This is a genomic window from Spirillospora sp. NPDC048823 (assembly GCF_043198445.1).
In the GTDB taxonomy this organism is placed as follows: Bacteria; Actinomycetota; Actinomycetes; order Streptosporangiales; family Streptosporangiaceae; genus Spirillospora.
The window spans coordinates 66,312-81,355 of record NZ_JBICUT010000010.1 but is presented as its reverse complement, the minus strand read 5'-3'; the positions used below and the strand labels follow the sequence as shown (position 1 = coordinate 81,355).

Annotated in this window: 20 protein-coding genes; 6 read left to right on the top strand and 14 right to left on the bottom strand. The window is 74.2% G+C overall.

The annotated features are described in order from the left end of the window. Positions 1 to 20 precede the first annotated feature (20 nt). Positions 21 to 566: a DUF488 family protein gene (locus ACGFK0_RS22955; RefSeq protein ID WP_392907825.1), complete on the top strand. Its 546-nt coding sequence runs from the start codon at positions 21 to 23 to the stop codon at positions 564 to 566. A 39-nt stretch (positions 567 to 605) separates the two neighbouring features. On the opposite strand, the gene ACGFK0_RS22950 is transcribed toward ACGFK0_RS22955, so the two are convergent. The 7 genes from ACGFK0_RS22950 to mftA all read right to left on the bottom strand — a co-directional run bounded on the left by ACGFK0_RS22950 (position 606) and on the right by mftA (position 6,629). Beyond that, positions 606 to 1,370 carry a crotonase/enoyl-CoA hydratase family protein gene (locus ACGFK0_RS22950; protein WP_392907823.1) on the bottom strand — a complete coding sequence of 255 codons (765 nt, stop codon included), beginning with the start codon at positions 1,368 to 1,370 and terminating at the stop codon, positions 606 to 608. 45 nt (positions 1,371 to 1,415) lie between these two features. Next, positions 1,416 to 2,873, bottom strand: coding sequence for a mycofactocin biosynthesis glycosyltransferase MftF (mftF, locus tag ACGFK0_RS22945; RefSeq protein WP_392907820.1), 1,458 nt, complete (start codon positions 2,871 to 2,873; stop codon positions 1,416 to 1,418). Continuing rightward, on the bottom strand, positions 2,870 to 3,631 hold the full coding sequence (gene mftE / locus ACGFK0_RS22940) for a mycofactocin biosynthesis peptidyl-dipeptidase MftE (protein ID WP_392907817.1): 762 nt from the start codon (positions 3,629 to 3,631) through the stop codon (positions 2,870 to 2,872). Before mftE ends, mftF begins: the two co-directional genes overlap by 4 nt. A gap of 1 nt (position 3,632) precedes the next feature. After that, entirely contained in the window at positions 3,633 to 4,820 is a 1,188-nt protein-coding gene (gene mftD, locus ACGFK0_RS22935; protein ID WP_392907814.1) for a pre-mycofactocin synthase MftD, read from the bottom strand. Positions 4,821 to 4,923: 103 nt separating this feature from the next. Next, positions 4,924 to 6,225, bottom strand: a complete 1,302-nt coding sequence (gene mftC, locus ACGFK0_RS22930) for a mycofactocin radical SAM maturase (RefSeq protein WP_392907810.1) — start codon at positions 6,223 to 6,225, stop codon at positions 4,924 to 4,926. After that, positions 6,222 to 6,500, bottom strand: a complete 279-nt coding sequence (gene mftB, locus ACGFK0_RS22925; RefSeq protein WP_392907807.1) for a mycofactocin biosynthesis chaperone MftB — start codon at positions 6,498 to 6,500, stop codon at positions 6,222 to 6,224. The genes mftC and mftB overlap by 4 nt, the downstream gene beginning before the upstream one ends. Before the next feature lie 6 nt (positions 6,501 to 6,506). Next, on the bottom strand, positions 6,507 to 6,629 hold the full coding sequence (gene mftA, locus ACGFK0_RS22920) for a mycofactocin precursor MftA (protein ID WP_392907804.1): 123 nt from the start codon (positions 6,627 to 6,629) through the stop codon (positions 6,507 to 6,509). Between the two features lie 67 nt (positions 6,630 to 6,696). On the opposite strand from mftA, the gene mftG reads away from it, so the two are divergent. Beyond that, positions 6,697 to 8,235: a mycofactocin system GMC family oxidoreductase MftG gene (mftG, locus tag ACGFK0_RS22915; RefSeq protein WP_392907801.1), complete on the top strand. Its 1,539-nt coding sequence runs from the start codon at positions 6,697 to 6,699 to the stop codon at positions 8,233 to 8,235. Between the two features lie 36 nt (positions 8,236 to 8,271). Here mftG and mftR read toward each other — a convergent pair whose 3' ends face one another. The 3 genes from mftR to ACGFK0_RS22900 form a co-directional block, all read right to left on the bottom strand. Beyond that, positions 8,272 to 8,907 carry a mycofactocin system transcriptional regulator gene (mftR, locus tag ACGFK0_RS22910; protein ID WP_392907799.1) on the bottom strand — a complete coding sequence of 212 codons (636 nt, stop codon included), beginning with the start codon at positions 8,905 to 8,907 and terminating at the stop codon, positions 8,272 to 8,274. A gap of 108 nt (positions 8,908 to 9,015) precedes the next feature. Further along, on the bottom strand, positions 9,016 to 9,381 hold the full coding sequence (locus ACGFK0_RS22905) for a metal-sulfur cluster assembly factor (protein WP_392907797.1): 366 nt from the start codon (positions 9,379 to 9,381) through the stop codon (positions 9,016 to 9,018). Then, complete coding sequence (locus tag ACGFK0_RS22900; protein ID WP_392907794.1) at positions 9,374 to 10,117, bottom strand: helix-turn-helix transcriptional regulator; 744 nt, start codon at positions 10,115 to 10,117, stop codon at positions 9,374 to 9,376. Before ACGFK0_RS22900 ends, ACGFK0_RS22905 begins: the two co-directional genes overlap by 8 nt. Positions 10,118 to 10,204: 87 nt before the next feature. On the opposite strand from ACGFK0_RS22900, the gene ACGFK0_RS22895 reads away from it, so the two are divergent. Then, positions 10,205 to 10,675 (top strand): hemerythrin domain-containing protein, encoded by a 471-nt coding sequence (locus tag ACGFK0_RS22895; protein ID WP_392907792.1) that lies wholly within the window; start codon positions 10,205 to 10,207, stop codon positions 10,673 to 10,675. Positions 10,676 to 10,781: 106 nt separating this feature from the next. Continuing rightward, positions 10,782 to 11,252: a hypothetical protein gene (locus ACGFK0_RS22890; RefSeq protein WP_392907790.1), complete on the top strand. Its 471-nt coding sequence runs from the start codon at positions 10,782 to 10,784 to the stop codon at positions 11,250 to 11,252. Positions 11,253 to 11,331: 79 nt separating this feature from the next. Here ACGFK0_RS22890 and ACGFK0_RS22885 read toward each other — a convergent pair whose 3' ends face one another. After that, positions 11,332 to 11,847, bottom strand: coding sequence for a DUF2249 domain-containing protein (locus ACGFK0_RS22885; RefSeq protein WP_392907788.1), 516 nt, complete (start codon positions 11,845 to 11,847; stop codon positions 11,332 to 11,334). Between the two features lie 98 nt (positions 11,848 to 11,945). Between ACGFK0_RS22885 and fdxA the strand changes: the two genes are divergently transcribed. Then, positions 11,946 to 12,302: a ferredoxin gene (gene fdxA, locus ACGFK0_RS22880; protein ID WP_392907785.1), complete on the top strand. Its 357-nt coding sequence runs from the start codon at positions 11,946 to 11,948 to the stop codon at positions 12,300 to 12,302. A 290-nt stretch (positions 12,303 to 12,592) separates the two neighbouring features. On the opposite strand, the gene ACGFK0_RS22875 is transcribed toward fdxA, so the two are convergent. Genes ACGFK0_RS22875 through ACGFK0_RS22865 form a run of 3 tightly spaced genes read right to left on the bottom strand, consistent with a single transcriptional unit; the run spans position 12,593 to position 13,823 of the window. After that, entirely contained in the window at positions 12,593 to 13,162 is a 570-nt protein-coding gene (locus ACGFK0_RS22875) for a hypothetical protein (protein ID WP_392907783.1), read from the bottom strand. A gap of 39 nt (positions 13,163 to 13,201) precedes the next feature. Then, positions 13,202 to 13,414 carry a hypothetical protein gene (locus ACGFK0_RS22870; RefSeq protein ID WP_392907780.1) on the bottom strand — a complete coding sequence of 71 codons (213 nt, stop codon included), beginning with the start codon at positions 13,412 to 13,414 and terminating at the stop codon, positions 13,202 to 13,204. Further along, positions 13,407 to 13,823 (bottom strand): hypothetical protein, encoded by a 417-nt coding sequence (locus ACGFK0_RS22865; protein ID WP_392907778.1) that lies wholly within the window; start codon positions 13,821 to 13,823, stop codon positions 13,407 to 13,409. Before ACGFK0_RS22865 ends, ACGFK0_RS22870 begins: the two co-directional genes overlap by 8 nt. 178 nt (positions 13,824 to 14,001) lie before the next feature. Here ACGFK0_RS22865 and ACGFK0_RS22860 point away from each other — a divergent pair, with 178 nt between their 5' ends. Next, positions 14,002 to 14,853 (top strand): universal stress protein, encoded by an 852-nt coding sequence (locus ACGFK0_RS22860; RefSeq protein WP_392907776.1) that lies wholly within the window; start codon positions 14,002 to 14,004, stop codon positions 14,851 to 14,853. Positions 14,854 to 15,044 lie beyond the last annotated feature (191 nt).

The following is a 15,044-nucleotide window of genomic DNA, read 5'->3' as shown; positions in this document are numbered from 1 at the left end:
GTCCGCGGATCCGGGGAAGTGTGGACGAGGTGGAACCGCTGGTGACGTTCGGTCATGGCACCGCCGGGCGGGAGGAGCTGGCCCGCCTGCTGCGCGGCGCCGGGGTGCCGGCCGTGGTGGACGTGCGCACCGCGCCCGGCAGCCGGCGCAACCCCGACGTGCAGCGCACCGCCTTGGAGGAGTGGCTGCCCGCCGAGGGGATCGGCTACCGGTGGGAGAAGCGGCTCGGCGGCTTCCGCCGGGCCGAGCCCGACTCTCCCGACACGTTCTGGCGCAACGATTCCTTCCGCGGATACGCCGCGCACACCCGCGACCCCGGCTTCGTGGCCGCCATGGACGAGCTGCTGGACGAACTGGGGGACAAGGCGAGCGGGGCCCGCACGGCCGTCATGTGCAGCGAGTCGGTGTGGTGGCGCTGCCACCGCAGGCTCATCGCCGACTTCGCGGTGCTGGCACGCGGCAGGCCCGTCCTGCACCTCGCCCATGACGGCCGTCTGACCGAGCATCCGCCCACGCCCGGGGCGCGGCTGCGCGGCGACGGGCTGCTCGTCTATGACGGGGAGTGACGAGCCCGCCCGCCGCGCCCGTGCCGCCCGGTTCGCGCCTTACTCGCCGCGCCAGACGGGCGGGCGCTTCTCGGCGAAGGCGGTGGCGCCCTCGCGGGCGTCGTGGGAGGTGAAGATCGGGCGGATCAGCTCCTCCTGCCGGGTGAACGCCTCGCCGGCGGACCAGTCGGCGGACGCGACGATGATCTCCTTGGTGGTGGCGACGGCGAGCGGGGCGTTGGCGGCGATGCGGGCGGCCAGGTCGCGCGCGGCGTCCAGGGCCTTGCCGGACGGGGTGACCTCGACGACCAGTCCGTGCTTCTCGGCGTCGGCGGCGGTCATGAACTCGCCGGTGAGGGCGAGCTTCATCGCGACGGCGTAGGGGACGCGCTGGGGCAGCCGGATCAGCCCGCCCGCCCCGGCGACGAGACCGCGCTTGACCTCGGGGATGCCGAACTTGGCGTCCTCCGCCGCGATGATCAGGTCGCAGGCGAGGGCGACCTCGCAGCCGCCCGCCAGCGCGTAGCCCTCGACCGCCGCGATCACCGGCTTGCGCGGGGGACGCTGCGTGAGCCCGGCGAGGCCGCGCCCCGGGATGCTGACGTTCTCGCCGGCGACGAACGCCTTGAGGTCCATGCCGGAGCAGAAGGTCCCGCCGGCGCCGGTGATGACGGCGACGGTGAGGTCCTTGCGCGACTCGAACTCGTCCAGTGCGGCGGCGACGCCGTCGCTGACCGCGCGGTTCACGGCGTTGCGGGCCTCGGGCCGGTTGATGGTGATGACGGTGACCCCGTCCGCGTGCTCGACCAGCACCTCGTCTGACATGCCGCCCATGTTAACGATCGCCCGTTCCCGGCCGGTGATGCGGTCTCACCCCGGCCGGTGGCCGCGCCGGACGGCGTCCCGGACCGCACGGCCGAGGCGGAGCGCCGACGGAAGACGGATGTCCGGGAGCAGCGGAGCGGCCGAACGCGCGCGGGCGGCCGCGGCGGTGACCCCGGTCCCGTAGGCGACGTCCTCGGTGAGCCGCAGGACGGTGTAGCGGACGGGGTCGATGGAGGGACGCTGCCGAAGCCATTCCAGCGCGATGGGTGCGAGCATGGCCACGGCGGCGGTGCGGGCGAGTCGGCTGCGCGGGGACGCGGCCAGCGCGAGCAGCCCGGCGGGCCACCATTCGCGGCGCAGCGCGTGCCCGAGACCGGCGGCGTCGGCGACGACGCCCTTGCCGACGAGCGCGACGGCGAGGCTCCAGTCGGCGGGCAGCGGCGCCAGGCGCCTGGCCAGCAGCGCCGCCGAGACGCCCCCGCACGCGGCGGCGGCGCCGGGCCGTCCCCGCGCGAGCAGCCCGAGGACGGCGAGGTTCCACGGGGACGGCCGGGCGGGGGCGAGCCTGCCGGGGTGACGCAGGGCCAGGTCGGCGGCGGACGTGCCGTACTCGTGGCGCCGCCGTGCCCAGTCCGCCGGACGCAGCCGTCCCGTGTGGGTGACGTGGGCGGCGGGCTCGTAGCGGACGTTCCACCCGAGGTCGGACAGCCGCCAGACGAAGTCGACGTCCTCGCCCAGCCGCAGGTCCTCGTCGAACGCGTCGCCCTCCACCGCCGCCACGCGCACCAGCAGCGTCGCGGTGGGCACGAAGCCGAGCCTGCCCCCCGGCCGGACGAGCGCGGACCGTGCCCCCATGTCCAGGGCGGACCGGGCGGCCTCGTAGCGGGCCAGCAGCGGGGAGCCGTGGCCGCCGCCGGGCAGCACCCGCGGGGCGACGGCGGCGACGCGGGGGTCGTCGAAGTGCGGGACGAGGGCGTCCAGCCAGCCGGCGCCGGGCCGGCAGTCGGAGTCCACGAACGCGGCGAGCGGTGTCCCGACGAGCCGCAGTCCGGTGTTGCGCGCGGCGGCGGGGCCCCGGTTGCGGGGGTGCCGGACCAGCCGCGCGCCGTGCGCGGCGGCCGCGCGGCGCAGCGGCTCGGGGTCCGGTGACCCGTCGTCCACGACGATCACCGGCACGTCCGCGATGGCCGCCAGGCACCGCTCCAGCTCGGCGGCGCGCCCGTACGCGGGGATGACGACCGTCACGCCGTGCGGGCCGGGACGCGGTGCTGGGACGGGATGGGCCATGCCGAGGTCGAGGAGGCGGCGGGCCACCGCCCGCCCGGTGGGCGTGGCGTCGGCCAGGCCGCGCGTCCCGGCCCGGCGCAGCGCCGCCAGGTGCGGGCGGGCGGCGTCGGCCAGGCGCACCACCTTCCAAGGGGACCCGCCGGTGGCGACGCGCCCGCCCGACCAGAACGACGTCTCCCGGTCCAGCGCGACGGCGAAATCGGCCGGGAGCCTCATGCCCGCGCCTTCCCGCCGGGGTCGAGGAGGAGGCCGCGGCCGTCCACGCGCCCGGCGCCGATCCGGCGCACGACGGACGCCACGACGGCGTCCACGATTTCGCGGCCCCGCTCCCCGGACGCCCCCGCCGGGTCACCGAGCACACCGGACGGCGACACGGCCCGCACTCCCCGCGCGACCAGCTCGGGCATGATCTCGGTGATCGGACGGGTGTCGCCGGTGACGCCGCCGAAGGGCCGCACCAGGCCGGGAGCCAGGTAGAGCATCACGGACGTCTCGGTGACCCCGGCGTGCGCGTCGCCGCCGGGAACGCCGCAGCCGGCCCAGGCGGCGTCGTGCCCCTCGCGGCGCAACCGCGCCACGGCCGTGTCGAGCGTGGCGACGTTGCCGCCGTGCCCGTTGACGAGGACGACGCGCCCGGCCCACGCCGCGAGCGAGCGCACGGTCTCCACGATCACGGCGTGCAGCGCCTCATGCCCGATGGAGATCGTGCCGGGGAACCCGGCGTGCTCGCCGCTGGCGCCATAGGCGATCGCCGGCGCGACGAACACCTGCCCGTCCGCCACCGGCCGGGCCGGCTCCGCGCGCAGCGCATCGGCCGCCCGCTCGGCGACGGCCCGGGCGATCACCGTGTCGGTGGACAGCGGCAGATGCGGCCCGTGCTGCTCGGTCGACCCGAGCGGCACCAGGACCAGGGGCGCCGCCCCGGCGTCCGGCCAGGCCGCCTCCGCAAGATCACCGCCCCCGGTTCCCGTCACGTCAGTCCGCCGTGTCGCCGCCCAGCGTCAGGCGGAAGCCCGGCGGGACGACGAGGTCGTCGGGGGACAGCTCGTGGACGCCGGCGTGGCCCAGGCCGAGGACGGCGGAGTCGAGGCCGCTGCGCAGGATGTCCAGGACGTTCTCCACCCCGGCCTGCCCGTTGGCGGCCAGGCCCCACAGGTACGCGCGGCCGATCAGCACGGCCCGTGCGCCCAGCGCGAGCGCCTTGGCGACGTCTCCGCCGCGCCGCACGCCACCGTCCAGCAGCACCTCGACCTGGTCGCCGACGGCGTTCGCGATGGACGGCAGGACGCGGATCGTGGCGGGCGTGGTGTCCAGGTTGTTGCCGCCGTGGTTGGACACCGACAGGGCGGTGACGCCGGCGTCGACGGCCTTCCTGGCGTCGTCCACGCGGGTGACGCCCTTGAGCATGAACGGGCCGCCCCACTCCTTGCGCAGCCACGCCACGTCCTCCCAGGTGGGGGGCGGTGTCTGCATCCACTCGCCGTAGGCGCCGAAGAAGGTGGGGGCGGTTCCCTGCGGCGGCTTGAGGTTTGGCGTGGTGAGGTCGGGCAGGCGGCCCGTCCTGGCGAACTTCCACAGCCAGCCCGGGTGGGGCAGGACGCCCGGCGCCAGCTTCGCCATGGTCCTGACGTCGATCTTCTCCGGGATCATGGGGCTGCCCCAGTCCCGGCCGTGGGAGAACGACCAGTCGAGCGTGGCGATCAGCGCCTTGGCCCCGGCGTTCTTCGCGCGTTCCATGCGCTGGAGCATCGCGTCGCGGTCGCCGCTCCAGTACATCTGGAAGAAGACGTTGGGGTTGGCCTCCGCGACGTCCTCCACGGGTTTGCTCGCGAACGAGCTGAGGCCCATGATGACGCCCCGGTTGGCGGCGGCCCGCGCCACGGCGACCTCACCGTCGGGATGGACGGCCTGGACGCCGGTGGGGGAGATGAGCACGGGGAACGACGACTCCACCCCCATGACGGTGGTCGACAGGTCGCGCTCGGCCTTGTGCCCGACGACGCGCGGCGCGAAGCCGAGCTCGCCGAAGGCGCGGGTGTTGTCGCCGACCGTCCGGCCGCGCTCCGACCCGGCGACCAGCGCCCCGTAGACCATGTAGGGCAGCCGCCTCTTGGCCCGGCGCTGCGCCTCGGCCACGGTCTCGAACCACGGGTTCCTGAACATCGTGCTCCTGGATTTCGTTGATCTGGGGCGAGTCGCCCTTGTCGGCGGCCCCACAAGGGCGACGCGCCGCAGGTGGCGTGGGCAGGGCGCCGCCGGTGACCGGTCAGGGGATGCGCAGGCCGGCCAGGGGGTTCTCCTCGCAGGCGCTCACCGGCGGGCGGTCCGGGGGGCGGCTCGACAGCGTCACCGGGACCGGCCTCCGGCGGGGCGGGGCGGTGCGGTGCGAATGGTCGGCGCCCGGCCTGGGGATGCCCGACCGGTCCTCGGGACGCCCGGCCAGCAGCTTCTCGCCGTGCCCCTGGACGCATTCGGGGTCGGGGCCGTCCAGCGGGAGGCCGGTGAAGAACTTGGCGGCCATGCATCCGCCCTTGCACGTGTCGTAGAAGGCGCAGGAGGTGCACGCGCCGCCGTTCTGCGGCTCGCGCAGATCGCGGAACAGCTCCGACTCGCGCCAGACGCCGGTGAAGCCGCCCGGCCGCCGGATGTTGCCCGCGAGGAACTCGTCGTGGATCGCGAAGGGGCACGCGTACACGTCGCCGACCGGGTCGATCAGGCACACCACCCGTCCGGCGCCGCACAGGTTGAGCCCCGGGAGCGCCTGCCCGTAGGCGGACAGGTGGAAGAAGGAGTCGCCGGTCAGGACGCTGTCGCCGTGCGCGACGAGCCAGTCGTACAGCTCGCGCTGCTGCCCGCTCGTGGGGTGCAGCTCGTCCCACACGTCGGCGCCGCGGCCGGACGGGCGCAGCCGGGTCAGCCGGAGCTGGGCGCCGTGCTCGTCGGCGATCGCCTTGAACGCGTCCATCTGCGGGATGTTGTGCCGGGTGCACACGACGGAGAGCTTGAAGTTCTTCATGCCCGCGTCCGCGAGGTTGCGCATCGCGCGCAGGGCGGTGTCGTACGAGCCGGGGCCGCGCAGTGCGTCGTTGACGTCGGCGGTCGCGCCGTCGAGGGAGATCTGGACGTCCACGTAGTCGTTGGCCGCGAGCCGCCGCGCGACCTCCGGGGTGATCCGGACGCCGTTGGTGGAGAACTTCACGCCGACGTGGTGCGCGGTGGCGTAGTCCAGCAGCTCCCAGAAGTCGGGCCGGACGGTCGGCTCACCGCCGCCGATGTTGACGTAGAAGACCTGCATGGCCTCCAGCTCGTCGATGACGGCCTTGGCCTCGGCGGTGCTCAGCTCGCGCGGGTCGCGGCGTCCCGAGCTGGACAGGCAGTGCGCGCAGGACAGGTTGCAGGCGTAGGTGAGTTCCCAGGTCAGGCAGATCGGCGAGTCGAGCCCGTACTCGAACAGGTCGACCAGCCGCGTCCCGGGCCCCGTGGTGGCTGACGCCGTGGTGGCTGACGCCGTGGTGGCTGACGCCGTGGTGGCGGGCCCCGTGGTTGCGGATCTCGTGGTGGCGGTCAAGATGCGGTCCTTTCGACGAGCATCGAGGACCGGACGAGCGCGCCGAGGGCCGCGCGGTACCGGGCCAGGTCGGAGTCCGGGACGCCGGCGGCCGTGCAGGCGTCCCGGGCCGTGGGCGCGTCCTCGAGGGAGCGCACGACGTCCAGCAGGCGGCGGTCCTTGAGGAACGACAGCTTGCGGGTGCCGAAGTGGTAGAGGAGCGCGCCGAAGGGCTCGGGCCGCACCGAGACCTGCGGGTGCAGGTCCCAGGCGCGGTCGAGGTCGATGCCTGGCATGCCGGTCTAGTAGACGCCGCACATGCCGTCGATCGAGACCTCCTCGATGAGGGACTCGGCGACGTCGAACTCCTCGGCCGCGTCGTCGGCCTGGTCCGTGACCTGGGTCTCCGGGGCTGTGGTGTCCATGTGTCCTCCTTTGCCGGGCTTGGTCGGATACTAAATGCATCGAGTGCCAAAAAGATAGGGTCCGACCATGATCCGGCATGCCGACGTGCTCGTGATCGGGGCGGGAGGCAGCGGCGCCGCCCTGGCGGCCAGGCTCAGCGAAGACCCCGGCCGCGACGTCCTGGTCGCGGAGGCCGGGCCGGTCCCGCGCGCCCTGCCGGAGTTCCCGGCGGACCTGCTGGACGCCCGCCTCGTCCCGGGCGCCCGGCCGGGAAGCCCCGCCGTCCGGACGGTCCCGGCCCTCCTCACGTCCGGCCTGCCCTACATGGCGGCGCGGGGGCGCTTCCTCGGCGGTTCGACCACCGTGAACGGCGGCTACTTCATCCGGGCGCGGCGCGCCGACTTCGACCGCTGGTCCGCCGCGGCCGCCGACGACCTCTGGTCCTATGACCGGGTGCTGCCCCTGCTGCGCGCACTGGAGAGCGACCTCGACCACGGCGCCGCCCCGCCGCACGGCGACCGCGGCCCGATCCCCGTCCGCCGGACCGGACTGCGGCATCCCGCCGCCGCGGCGTTCCAGGCCGCGGCCCGCGAACTCCGGCATCCGGACGAGCCCGACAAGAACGCCCAGGGCGCGCCCGGCTTCGGCCCGGTGCCGTCGAACACGGTGGACGGCCGGCGCGTCAACACCGGGATCGCCTACCTCCTCGGCGCGGCGGCGCACCGCCCCAACCTCACCGTCCTCGGCGACTGCACCGCGCTGTCCGTGGTCGTCGGCCGGGGCAGGGCGACCGGCGTCGTGGCCGAGCACGGCGGCCGCCGGACGGTCCTGGAGGCGGGCGAGATCGTGCTGTGCGCGGGCGCCCTCGCCTCACCGCACCTGCTGCACCTGTCGGGCATCGGCCCCGCCGGCGACCTCGCGCGCGCCGGCATCCCGGTCGTCCACGACCTCCCCGCCGTGGGCGCGGCGCTCAGCGACCACCCGCAGGTCGCCGTGGAGTGGGTTCCCAGGCGGCCGATGCCCGAGCCGTCCGGCTCATGGCTCGGCGGCGCCCTGCACCTTCGGTCCACCGGCGGCGCCGAGGCGGGCGACCTGGAGATCCTCCAGTCCCTCGTGCCCGTCAGCGGGCTGGTCACCGGGACGACCACGGTCCCCGGCGCGTCGCTGCCCTTCCTCGTGTCGGTGCTGGCCCCGCGCACCGCCGGCGGGCTGCGCACGGTCTCGGCCGACCCCGGCGTCCCGCCGCACATCGAGTACGGGTACCTGGAGACGGGCGCCGACCGGCGCCGGATGCGCGAGGCGGTGCGCGCGGCCGCGGCCGTGGCGGCGACGGACGCCTTCGGCGAGGTCTCCCGGAGCCTGGCCGAGCCCGCCGCCGGGACTCTGGACGACGACCGCGAGCTGGACCGCTGGATACGCGCCCGGCTCGGCACGTCCCAGCACACCTGCGGCACCGTCCCGATGGGACCGGCCGCCGCCGTCGACGGCCACGGCAGGGTCCACGGGCTGGACGGACTCCGCGTCGCCGACACCTCGATCCTCCCGACGGCCCCGCTGCGCGGCCCGGCCGCCACGGCCGTCCTCATCGGCGAGGTCATCGCCCAGGCCATCCGCAGCGAGCGCTGAAGTCAGGACCCGCGCCGAGTCAGGACCCGCGCCGAGTCAGGACGAGGGCGGGGCCCCGCCGTCGTCCAGCACCGCGGCCAGGCCGGTGCCCAGGTGGCGGATGGCCTCGTCCAGCAGGCCGGACAGCGCCGTCCGCCCCTCGCACGCCAGCCAGTGCTCGTAGGCGGAGACGGCGGCGGCGAGGACGAGGTGGCCGGTGAGGCGGGGGACCGGCGCCGACGCCGGGACGCCGGTGCGCTCCGCCACGAACTCGGTGATGACCGTCCGCCAGGACGCGTACCGCAGGGTGGCGTCCGCCTGGAGGGTCGGCACCCGGAGGATCAGTTCCATGCGCTGCCGGTGCCAGGGCACCTCCTGCGGGTCGAACCGGTTGAACTCGACGACGGCGCGGCGCACCGCGTCCATCATCGGCGCTTCCGGATCGGCGTCGTCCAGCAGTCCGCGCAGCCTGCGCAGCTGACCCTCGAAATCGCCCCACACCAGGTCGTTCTTGGACGAGAAGTAGCGGAAGAACGTCCGCCGCGCGATTCCCGCCGCGGCCGCGATGTCGTCCACCGTGGTCTTGTCGAACCCCTGCCGGGCGAACAGTTCGAAGGCCAGCCGCTCCAGGGCGGCCGGCGAGGTCGCGCGCGGCCTGCCCATCGCCCGGCGGCCACCGGCATCCAAGGTCACGCGCACCAGGCTCCCACGATCCGCGCCGCCCCCGCGCCGGGACCGCGCGCCGCCCTCGCGCCGGGATCGCGCGCCGCCGCCGGGCCGGGAGGGCGCCGCGCGCCCGGGTCAGCGCCAGCCGAGGGCGTGCTTGGCGGCGTCGGTCATCATGTCCGGCTCCCAGACCGGTTCCCACACGAACTCTGTGTCGACGTCGTCCACGCCCGGGGTGCCCCAGAGGGCGGAGCGGATGGTGTCCTCGAAGTAGCCGCTGAGCGGGCAGGCGGGGGTGGTCATGGTCATCCGCACCCGCGCCACCCGGTCGGTCACCTCCACGCCGTAGACGAGGCCGAGGTCGACGATGTTGACGCCGAGTTCCGGGTCGATGACCTCGTACAGCATCTCGCGGAGCAGTTGCGCGTCGGCGTCGCCGCCGAGCCAGGACGCCACCGGCGGGCTTTCCGCCGCCGGGTCTGCGGTGCCGCGCTCAGTCATGGGTGCATGTCCTTCCTTCGGCGGGCTCCGGTTCGATGTGGGCCCGGCAGGTGTGGGGGGTGACGAACGGCTCCAGCCGCGCCGCGCTCTCGGGCGCCCCGAGTTCGGCGAGGGCGCCCTGCATGAGCCCGAGGTGCACCGCGCAGGTCACGTCCGGGTGGTGCTCGGCGACCTCGCGGAACGGGCAGGCGCGCAGTGTGATCCCGGTGCCCGCGGGGTCCGGTTCGGGGGCGAAGCCGAGGTCGGCGAGCAGCGCCGTGACCCGTCCGGCCGCCTGCTGCGGGGTGAGCCGGGTGAAGGGCGCCGGTCTGCCGATCAGGTAGCCGCCCCAGGCGCGGCCGGCCCGTCCGGCGGCGTCCGCGGGGTCGGGGCTGGCGTCGGCGAGGTGGCCGGCGAGGATGTCGGCGAGCAGCCGGTATCCGCCCCCGGGTTCGCCGCCGCCCTGCGGGGGGACGGGGGCGTCGGGCCGCGCCGTGTAGAGCAGCCGGGGCCTGCCGGGGCGGTGCCTGATCTCTGTGGTGCGCGTGACCTGGCCCGCCTCGGTCAGTTGGTCGAGATGCCATCGGACGGTGTTGCGGTGCAGCCCGACCCGGGCGGCCACGTCGGCCACGGGGAGCGGGACCCGCGCGGACCGCAGGGCGTCCAGCACCGCGCCGCGGCTGACCCCGCCCAGCACCGCGCGGCGGCCGTCCGGGTCGGCGGCGGTCGTTCGGCGCGCTGGCTGGTTGGTCCGCACGCTTTACATTTTCACCGAGAGTTCTTATAAAAACAAGAGCTGCCTGTTTAAAAGCCGTATCGTGGTGGTGCGACAAGGAGGGGACACATGGGGAGTGAGGCACTGTCCGCGGCGCTGGAGCGCGAGCACCGCGAGATCGACGAGGGAATCGAGTCCTTCGCCGCCATGGCGGAGGGCAGGGCGGACACGACGCCGCTGAAGCGCGCGATGGAGGGGCTGCGCCGCCACATCTACCTCGAAGAGGAGTTCCTGTTCCCGCCGTTGCGGGCGGCGGGCCTGATGGCACCGGTCTTCGTCATGCTCCGCGAGCACGGCGAGATCTGGCGGACGATGGACGCCCTGGACGCCGCGGTCGCCCGCAACCTGGCGGACCGCCGGGTGCGGGAGCTGTGCACCGAGCTGCTGGAGCGGTTGGACCGGCACAACTCCAAGGAGGAGCCGATCCTCTACCCGCAGGCCGACTCGGTGCTGACACCCGAGGCGACCGGCCGTCTCCGGGAATTCCTCGCGTCGGGCCGGCTTCCCGACGGCTGGGTGTGCCGGCAGATGGAGGCCTGACCCGCCGCCCGCGTCAGGTGGGCGCGGCGCCGTCTTGTTTTTTCACAGTACTTCTTGTAAAAACAAAACGGGGATGCGGAACTGAACAAACGATGCGGAGGCAGGAATGTCCGATGAGGTCGAGGTCGCCCTCGCAGGCGTCCTCATTCTCGCCACGTCCGTGTGGACCGGCGGGTTCGTCGCGATCGCCGTCGTGGCGCGGGTCGCCGCCCGGACGCTCGGCCCCGCCGAGCGGGTCGCGTTCTTCCGCGCCCTCGGCCGCGCCTACGTGGTGGTGGGCGTCGCCGCGCTGGCGCTCGCCCTGGGCAGCGGAGCGGTCCTGGTCTCCGACCGGGCGTGGGACGGTGTGCTCACCGCCGCCGCCGTGGTGGCCGCCGCTCTCGTGGCCACCCTCGCGGTCGGTGTCGTCCAGGCGCGGCGGATGACCCGCCTGCGCCGCAGCGCGCTGGCCGACCCCGATGACGCCCGGCAGGCCGCCCGTGTGCGCCGGGGAGCCCGCGGCGCCGGTGTGCTGCGCGCGTTCATCGGCGCCCTGACCCTCGCGCTGCTGGCCCTCGGGGTCGTCCTGGCGGCCTGACCGCGAACGCGGCGGCGGGCGGATCCGGATCCGCCCGCCGCCACGTCCGATCAGATGACCGGCCCCATCGCGGTCCGCCTCAGCCGGCGGCGTTCTGCACGGGGCGGCCGATGCGCACCCGCCAGGTCTCGGGGCCCTGCTCCAGGTAGTCCCAGCTGAACTCGCCTTCGTGCTCGGCGGCGAACTGGTAGTAGAGCGGCTTCGGGTCGTGGTCGTTGACGAGCACGAAGCCCTCTCCGGCGCCGAGTGCGGAGTAGGTCTCGAAGATGAGGTCGTGGCGGCGCCTGGGCACCTCGGTGCGGACGTCGAGCTGGCGGTCCTCGCTGGGCATGGTGATCTCCTTCGCATGGTCGGCCGGCCGGCCCGCCTGCCCCGCGGGGGCATTGGGCAGGCGGGCCAGGTAGTGCAGGACGCCGTTCAGCCGCTCGGCCTCGGCGGGGTGCGCTCCGCGGAGCGCGACCCAGCCGTCGGCGGCCAGGCGGCTGGCGTCCTCGGCGTGTCCGGCCTGCCCGAGAGCGCGCAGTGCGCGGGCGAGCAGGCGGGTCAGCGGGGGCACGGCGGAGGCGCCGCGGTCTCCCTGTGCCGTCTCGGTCATCGACCCACTCCCACTAATAAACACAACCGTCGATTGTTTATACAAGGAGAGTAGTGCAAAATGGAGGACGAGACAACGGGCCGACCGAGGAGACTGCCGTGACGTACGTGATCGGTGAACCGTGCATCGACGTGATGGACCGCGCCTGCGTGGACGAGTGCCCGGTCGACTGCATCTACGAGGGGGAGCGCGCGCTGTACATCCACCCCGACGAGTGCGTCGACTGCGGTGCGTGCGAGCCGGTCTGCCCGGTGGAGGCGATCTATTACGAGGACGATCTGCCCGCGTCGCTGGAGCCGTACCGGGACGACAACGCCCGGTTCTTCACCGACACGCTGCCCGGCCTGGACGCGCCGCTCGGCACGCCCGGCGGCGCGACCAAGATCGGGCACCTCGGCGTCGACACCGAGCTGGTCGCCGCCCACCCGAAGCCCGAAGAGGCGTCCCGGCCGTGAACACGACGCCCCGACCCCCGGTAACCGGGTAAATCTTGTGGAAAAGGGACGTTCGTCCCTTGGGTGGCCGGAGTTTCCGAGGTTCACTGTCAGTGGGTGAAGGAAGCCCGTCGAACGGCACGGAGAAGTGGCACCACGCACCACGCACCGTGCACCTTGTGACGTCGCCTAAGCGACGCAGGACTTCCTTCACCTTTCTTCTTGCGCGGGCTGGATCTCGTGCTGTGCCAAGTCGCGATCGTCCCGCAGCCCTCACCCGCGCAGGCCGGCGGCCGAGCCGCGGCCCGCGTTCAGGGACCGATGCGGTGGTTGTCGAGACGGGCCCACGCGGCGTCCCAGAGCCGGTCGCGGCGCCGGTCGCACCGCCGCCGCACGAGCCCGTACAGGCCGAACAGCGGCAGCCCCGTCGCCAGGACGACGCCGGTGCCCGCCGCCACCGTGTTGAGGACCGTCTGCGTGTGCGAGTTGGGCGGCATGAACGAGACGCGGCCGGGTCCCACCCAGGCCCGGACCCGGTCTCCGGCGCGGACGCGGCTCCAGGTGGTGAGGTCGCCGGTACGCCGCGTCCCGTCCGGCTCGGTCCAGGTCACGGTGACCTGCCGGCCGCCCCGCAGCTGTTCGGCCTTCACGACGGTGGCGTACACCCGGTGCCAGACGTCCGACTCATGCCGTTCGTTCCGCTTGCCGGAGTCGTGGACGGCCTGCGCGGTGTGGACGCTGAGAGGCGGGGTGACGACGAGGAAGAGCGCGAGCAGGAAGAGGCCGAACCTCCATTGGGTCCGGTCCACGTCCCGGCGCATGTCGTTGGCGTCGAAGCCGAAGGTGCGGCGCCAGCGGTCCGCGCGCGTCGGCATCTTCATGGGCTCCTCCTCTCTCACGCTCGGTGCCTCGCTCCGGTGTCAGTCGCCGAGCAGGAGCAGCTCGTGGGCCTCCCGCGCCGCCCGCGTCGTGCCGCCGCCGTCCGGCGGGTCGAGCGGATTGCCCTCCAGGGCGGCGGCCAGCGTGCGGATCGCGTCGGTCAGCAGCGCGACACGCCGTTCCAGTACCGCGATGCGGTGCTCCAGTACCGGGACGGAAAGTCCCGCGGACGCGGTGGTGATCTGCCTAGGCATCGTGGAGTTCCTTCGACTCGTCGTGCCGCGCGGCGGGCACGGTGGCGGTGCCCCCGGTCGTGGTGGTGCGGCGGTGCGGCCTGCGGCGCGCCTCCCAGTACCCGGCCATGTGGTCGACGCGTGCGCGCAGCCGGGCGCCGGCGAGGCCGACGGCCTCGGGCATCGTGGTGGCGGCGGCGTAGGCGTTGACCGGCCGGCCGTTGAGGTCGACCCGGACCGAGACCAGGTTGGGACGCGGCACGGCGGGGTCCCGCAGCACGTTGAGCGTGACCTTCGCGTACAGGACCGGGAGCCGCGTGTGGGCGAGCGCGCGGGCGACGGCTTCGCGGGCGCGTTCCACGTCGTCCGGCGCCACGTCGTTGATGGTGGTGAACTGGATGTCGAACTGCTCCGGGGCGGTGCCAGGCAACGTGGGCCTCCTTCGACCGGGATGTCCTGCCACCATCCAGCGTGGGCGATCAGCGCACGTCCCATTAGGGACCTTGGTCACTCCACGCCGAGCCGGACGGCCTCTCTTGCGCCGGCGTGAGTTAGAGCCGCCCGGATGGGGACTGTCGCATTGAGGGGTCTACGAGAAGGAGGGCGCGATGTCCGAACCGATCGTCGTCGGCACCGACGGGTCCGGTGAGTCGGACCGTGCCGTGGAGTGGGCCGCCGCCGAAGCCGTCCTGCGCCGGCGTCCACTGCGCATCGTGCACGCCGTGGAGAGCTGGCCGTTCAAGGTGCCATTGTTCGCGCCGCCCGAGAAGGCCGAGCGCCTGGCCCGCGTGGGGAACGCGCTCCTGGAGGAGGCGGCGGCGCGCGTCCGCGAGCGGTGGCCGGACCTGGAGACGTCGACCGCGCTGCTCGCCGAGGAGACGCCGGACGCCCTGCGGCAGCAGTCGGAGGACGCGTTCGAACTGGTGCTGGGCAGCCGCGGCCGGGGCGGGTTCGCCAGCCTGCTGCTGGGGTCGACGAGCCTGTGGGTCGCCTCCCGCTCCACCGTCCCGGTCGTGATCGTGCGCGGGGACGTCACCGATCGCGGCGAGGTCGTCGCGGGCGTCGACCTGCGGCGGGGCACGGACGCGGTCCTCGACTACGCCTTCGACGCCGCGGCGGTCCGGGGCGCGCGGCTGCGGATCGTGCACGCGTGGCAGATGCCCACGACGCTCATCGACGCCGGCTACACGGCCGAGGAAGAGGAGGGGGCCGGCCGGGAACTGCGGGAGCGGATGGCCGCGGCCTGCGACCCGCACCGGCGCGGGCATCCGCAGGTGGAGGTCGCCGACGAGGTCGTCCTGAAGCATCCGGTGACCGCGCTGACCGGCCCATCGCGCGACGCCCGCCTGATCGTGGCGGGCGCCCACGAACGCCGCTGGAACGCGCCGCGGCTCGGGTCCACCGGCCACGGGGTCATCCACCACGCGCAGTGCCCGGTCGCCATGGTCCCGCCCCGCTGACCCCCGTCCACGCCGTCGGAGACGGTAACCGCGGCGCAGAGGCCGGGTAATGCCGGCCGGGCATTCGTAACGTCCTTCCCATGCCGTCCTGCGCCGCCGAGTTCAACGGGGACGGCCGGGCATAGGGCACCCGTGGCCGAGTCGAGAGTGCAGGAGACGGACGGCGGTGACCGGAAGGCGGGCGGGCGAGA

Excerpts from the sequence above, each read along its gene's own strand:
- ACGFK0_RS22950 (WP_392907823.1), bottom strand. The coding sequence starts at position 1,370 with ATGTCAGACGAGGTGCTGGTCGAGCACGCGGACGGGGTCACCGTCATC.
- mftF (WP_392907820.1), bottom strand. The coding sequence starts at position 2,873 with ATGAGGCTCCCGGCCGATTTCGCCGTCGCGCTGGACCGGGAGACGTCG.
- mftD (WP_392907814.1), bottom strand. The coding sequence starts at position 4,820 with ATGTTCAGGAACCCGTGGTTCGAGACCGTGGCCGAGGCGCAGCGCCGG.
- mftB (WP_392907807.1), bottom strand. The coding sequence starts at position 6,500 with ATGCCAGGCATCGACCTCGACCGCGCCTGGGACCTGCACCCGCAGGTC.
- mftA (WP_392907804.1), bottom strand. The coding sequence starts at position 6,629 with ATGGACACCACAGCCCCGGAGACCCAGGTCACGGACCAGGCCGACGAC.
- mftG (WP_392907801.1), top strand. The coding sequence starts at position 6,697 with ATGATCCGGCATGCCGACGTGCTCGTGATCGGGGCGGGAGGCAGCGGC.
- ACGFK0_RS22905 (WP_392907797.1), bottom strand. The coding sequence starts at position 9,381 with ATGACTGAGCGCGGCACCGCAGACCCGGCGGCGGAAAGCCCGCCGGTG.
- ACGFK0_RS22895 (WP_392907792.1), top strand. The coding sequence starts at position 10,205 with ATGGGGAGTGAGGCACTGTCCGCGGCGCTGGAGCGCGAGCACCGCGAG.
- ACGFK0_RS22890 (WP_392907790.1), top strand. The coding sequence starts at position 10,782 with ATGTCCGATGAGGTCGAGGTCGCCCTCGCAGGCGTCCTCATTCTCGCC.
- ACGFK0_RS22885 (WP_392907788.1), bottom strand. The coding sequence starts at position 11,847 with ATGACCGAGACGGCACAGGGAGACCGCGGCGCCTCCGCCGTGCCCCCG.
- ACGFK0_RS22875 (WP_392907783.1), bottom strand. The coding sequence starts at position 13,162 with ATGAAGATGCCGACGCGCGCGGACCGCTGGCGCCGCACCTTCGGCTTC.
- ACGFK0_RS22870 (WP_392907780.1), bottom strand. The coding sequence starts at position 13,414 with ATGCCTAGGCAGATCACCACCGCGTCCGCGGGACTTTCCGTCCCGGTA.
- ACGFK0_RS22860 (WP_392907776.1), top strand. The coding sequence starts at position 14,002 with ATGTCCGAACCGATCGTCGTCGGCACCGACGGGTCCGGTGAGTCGGAC.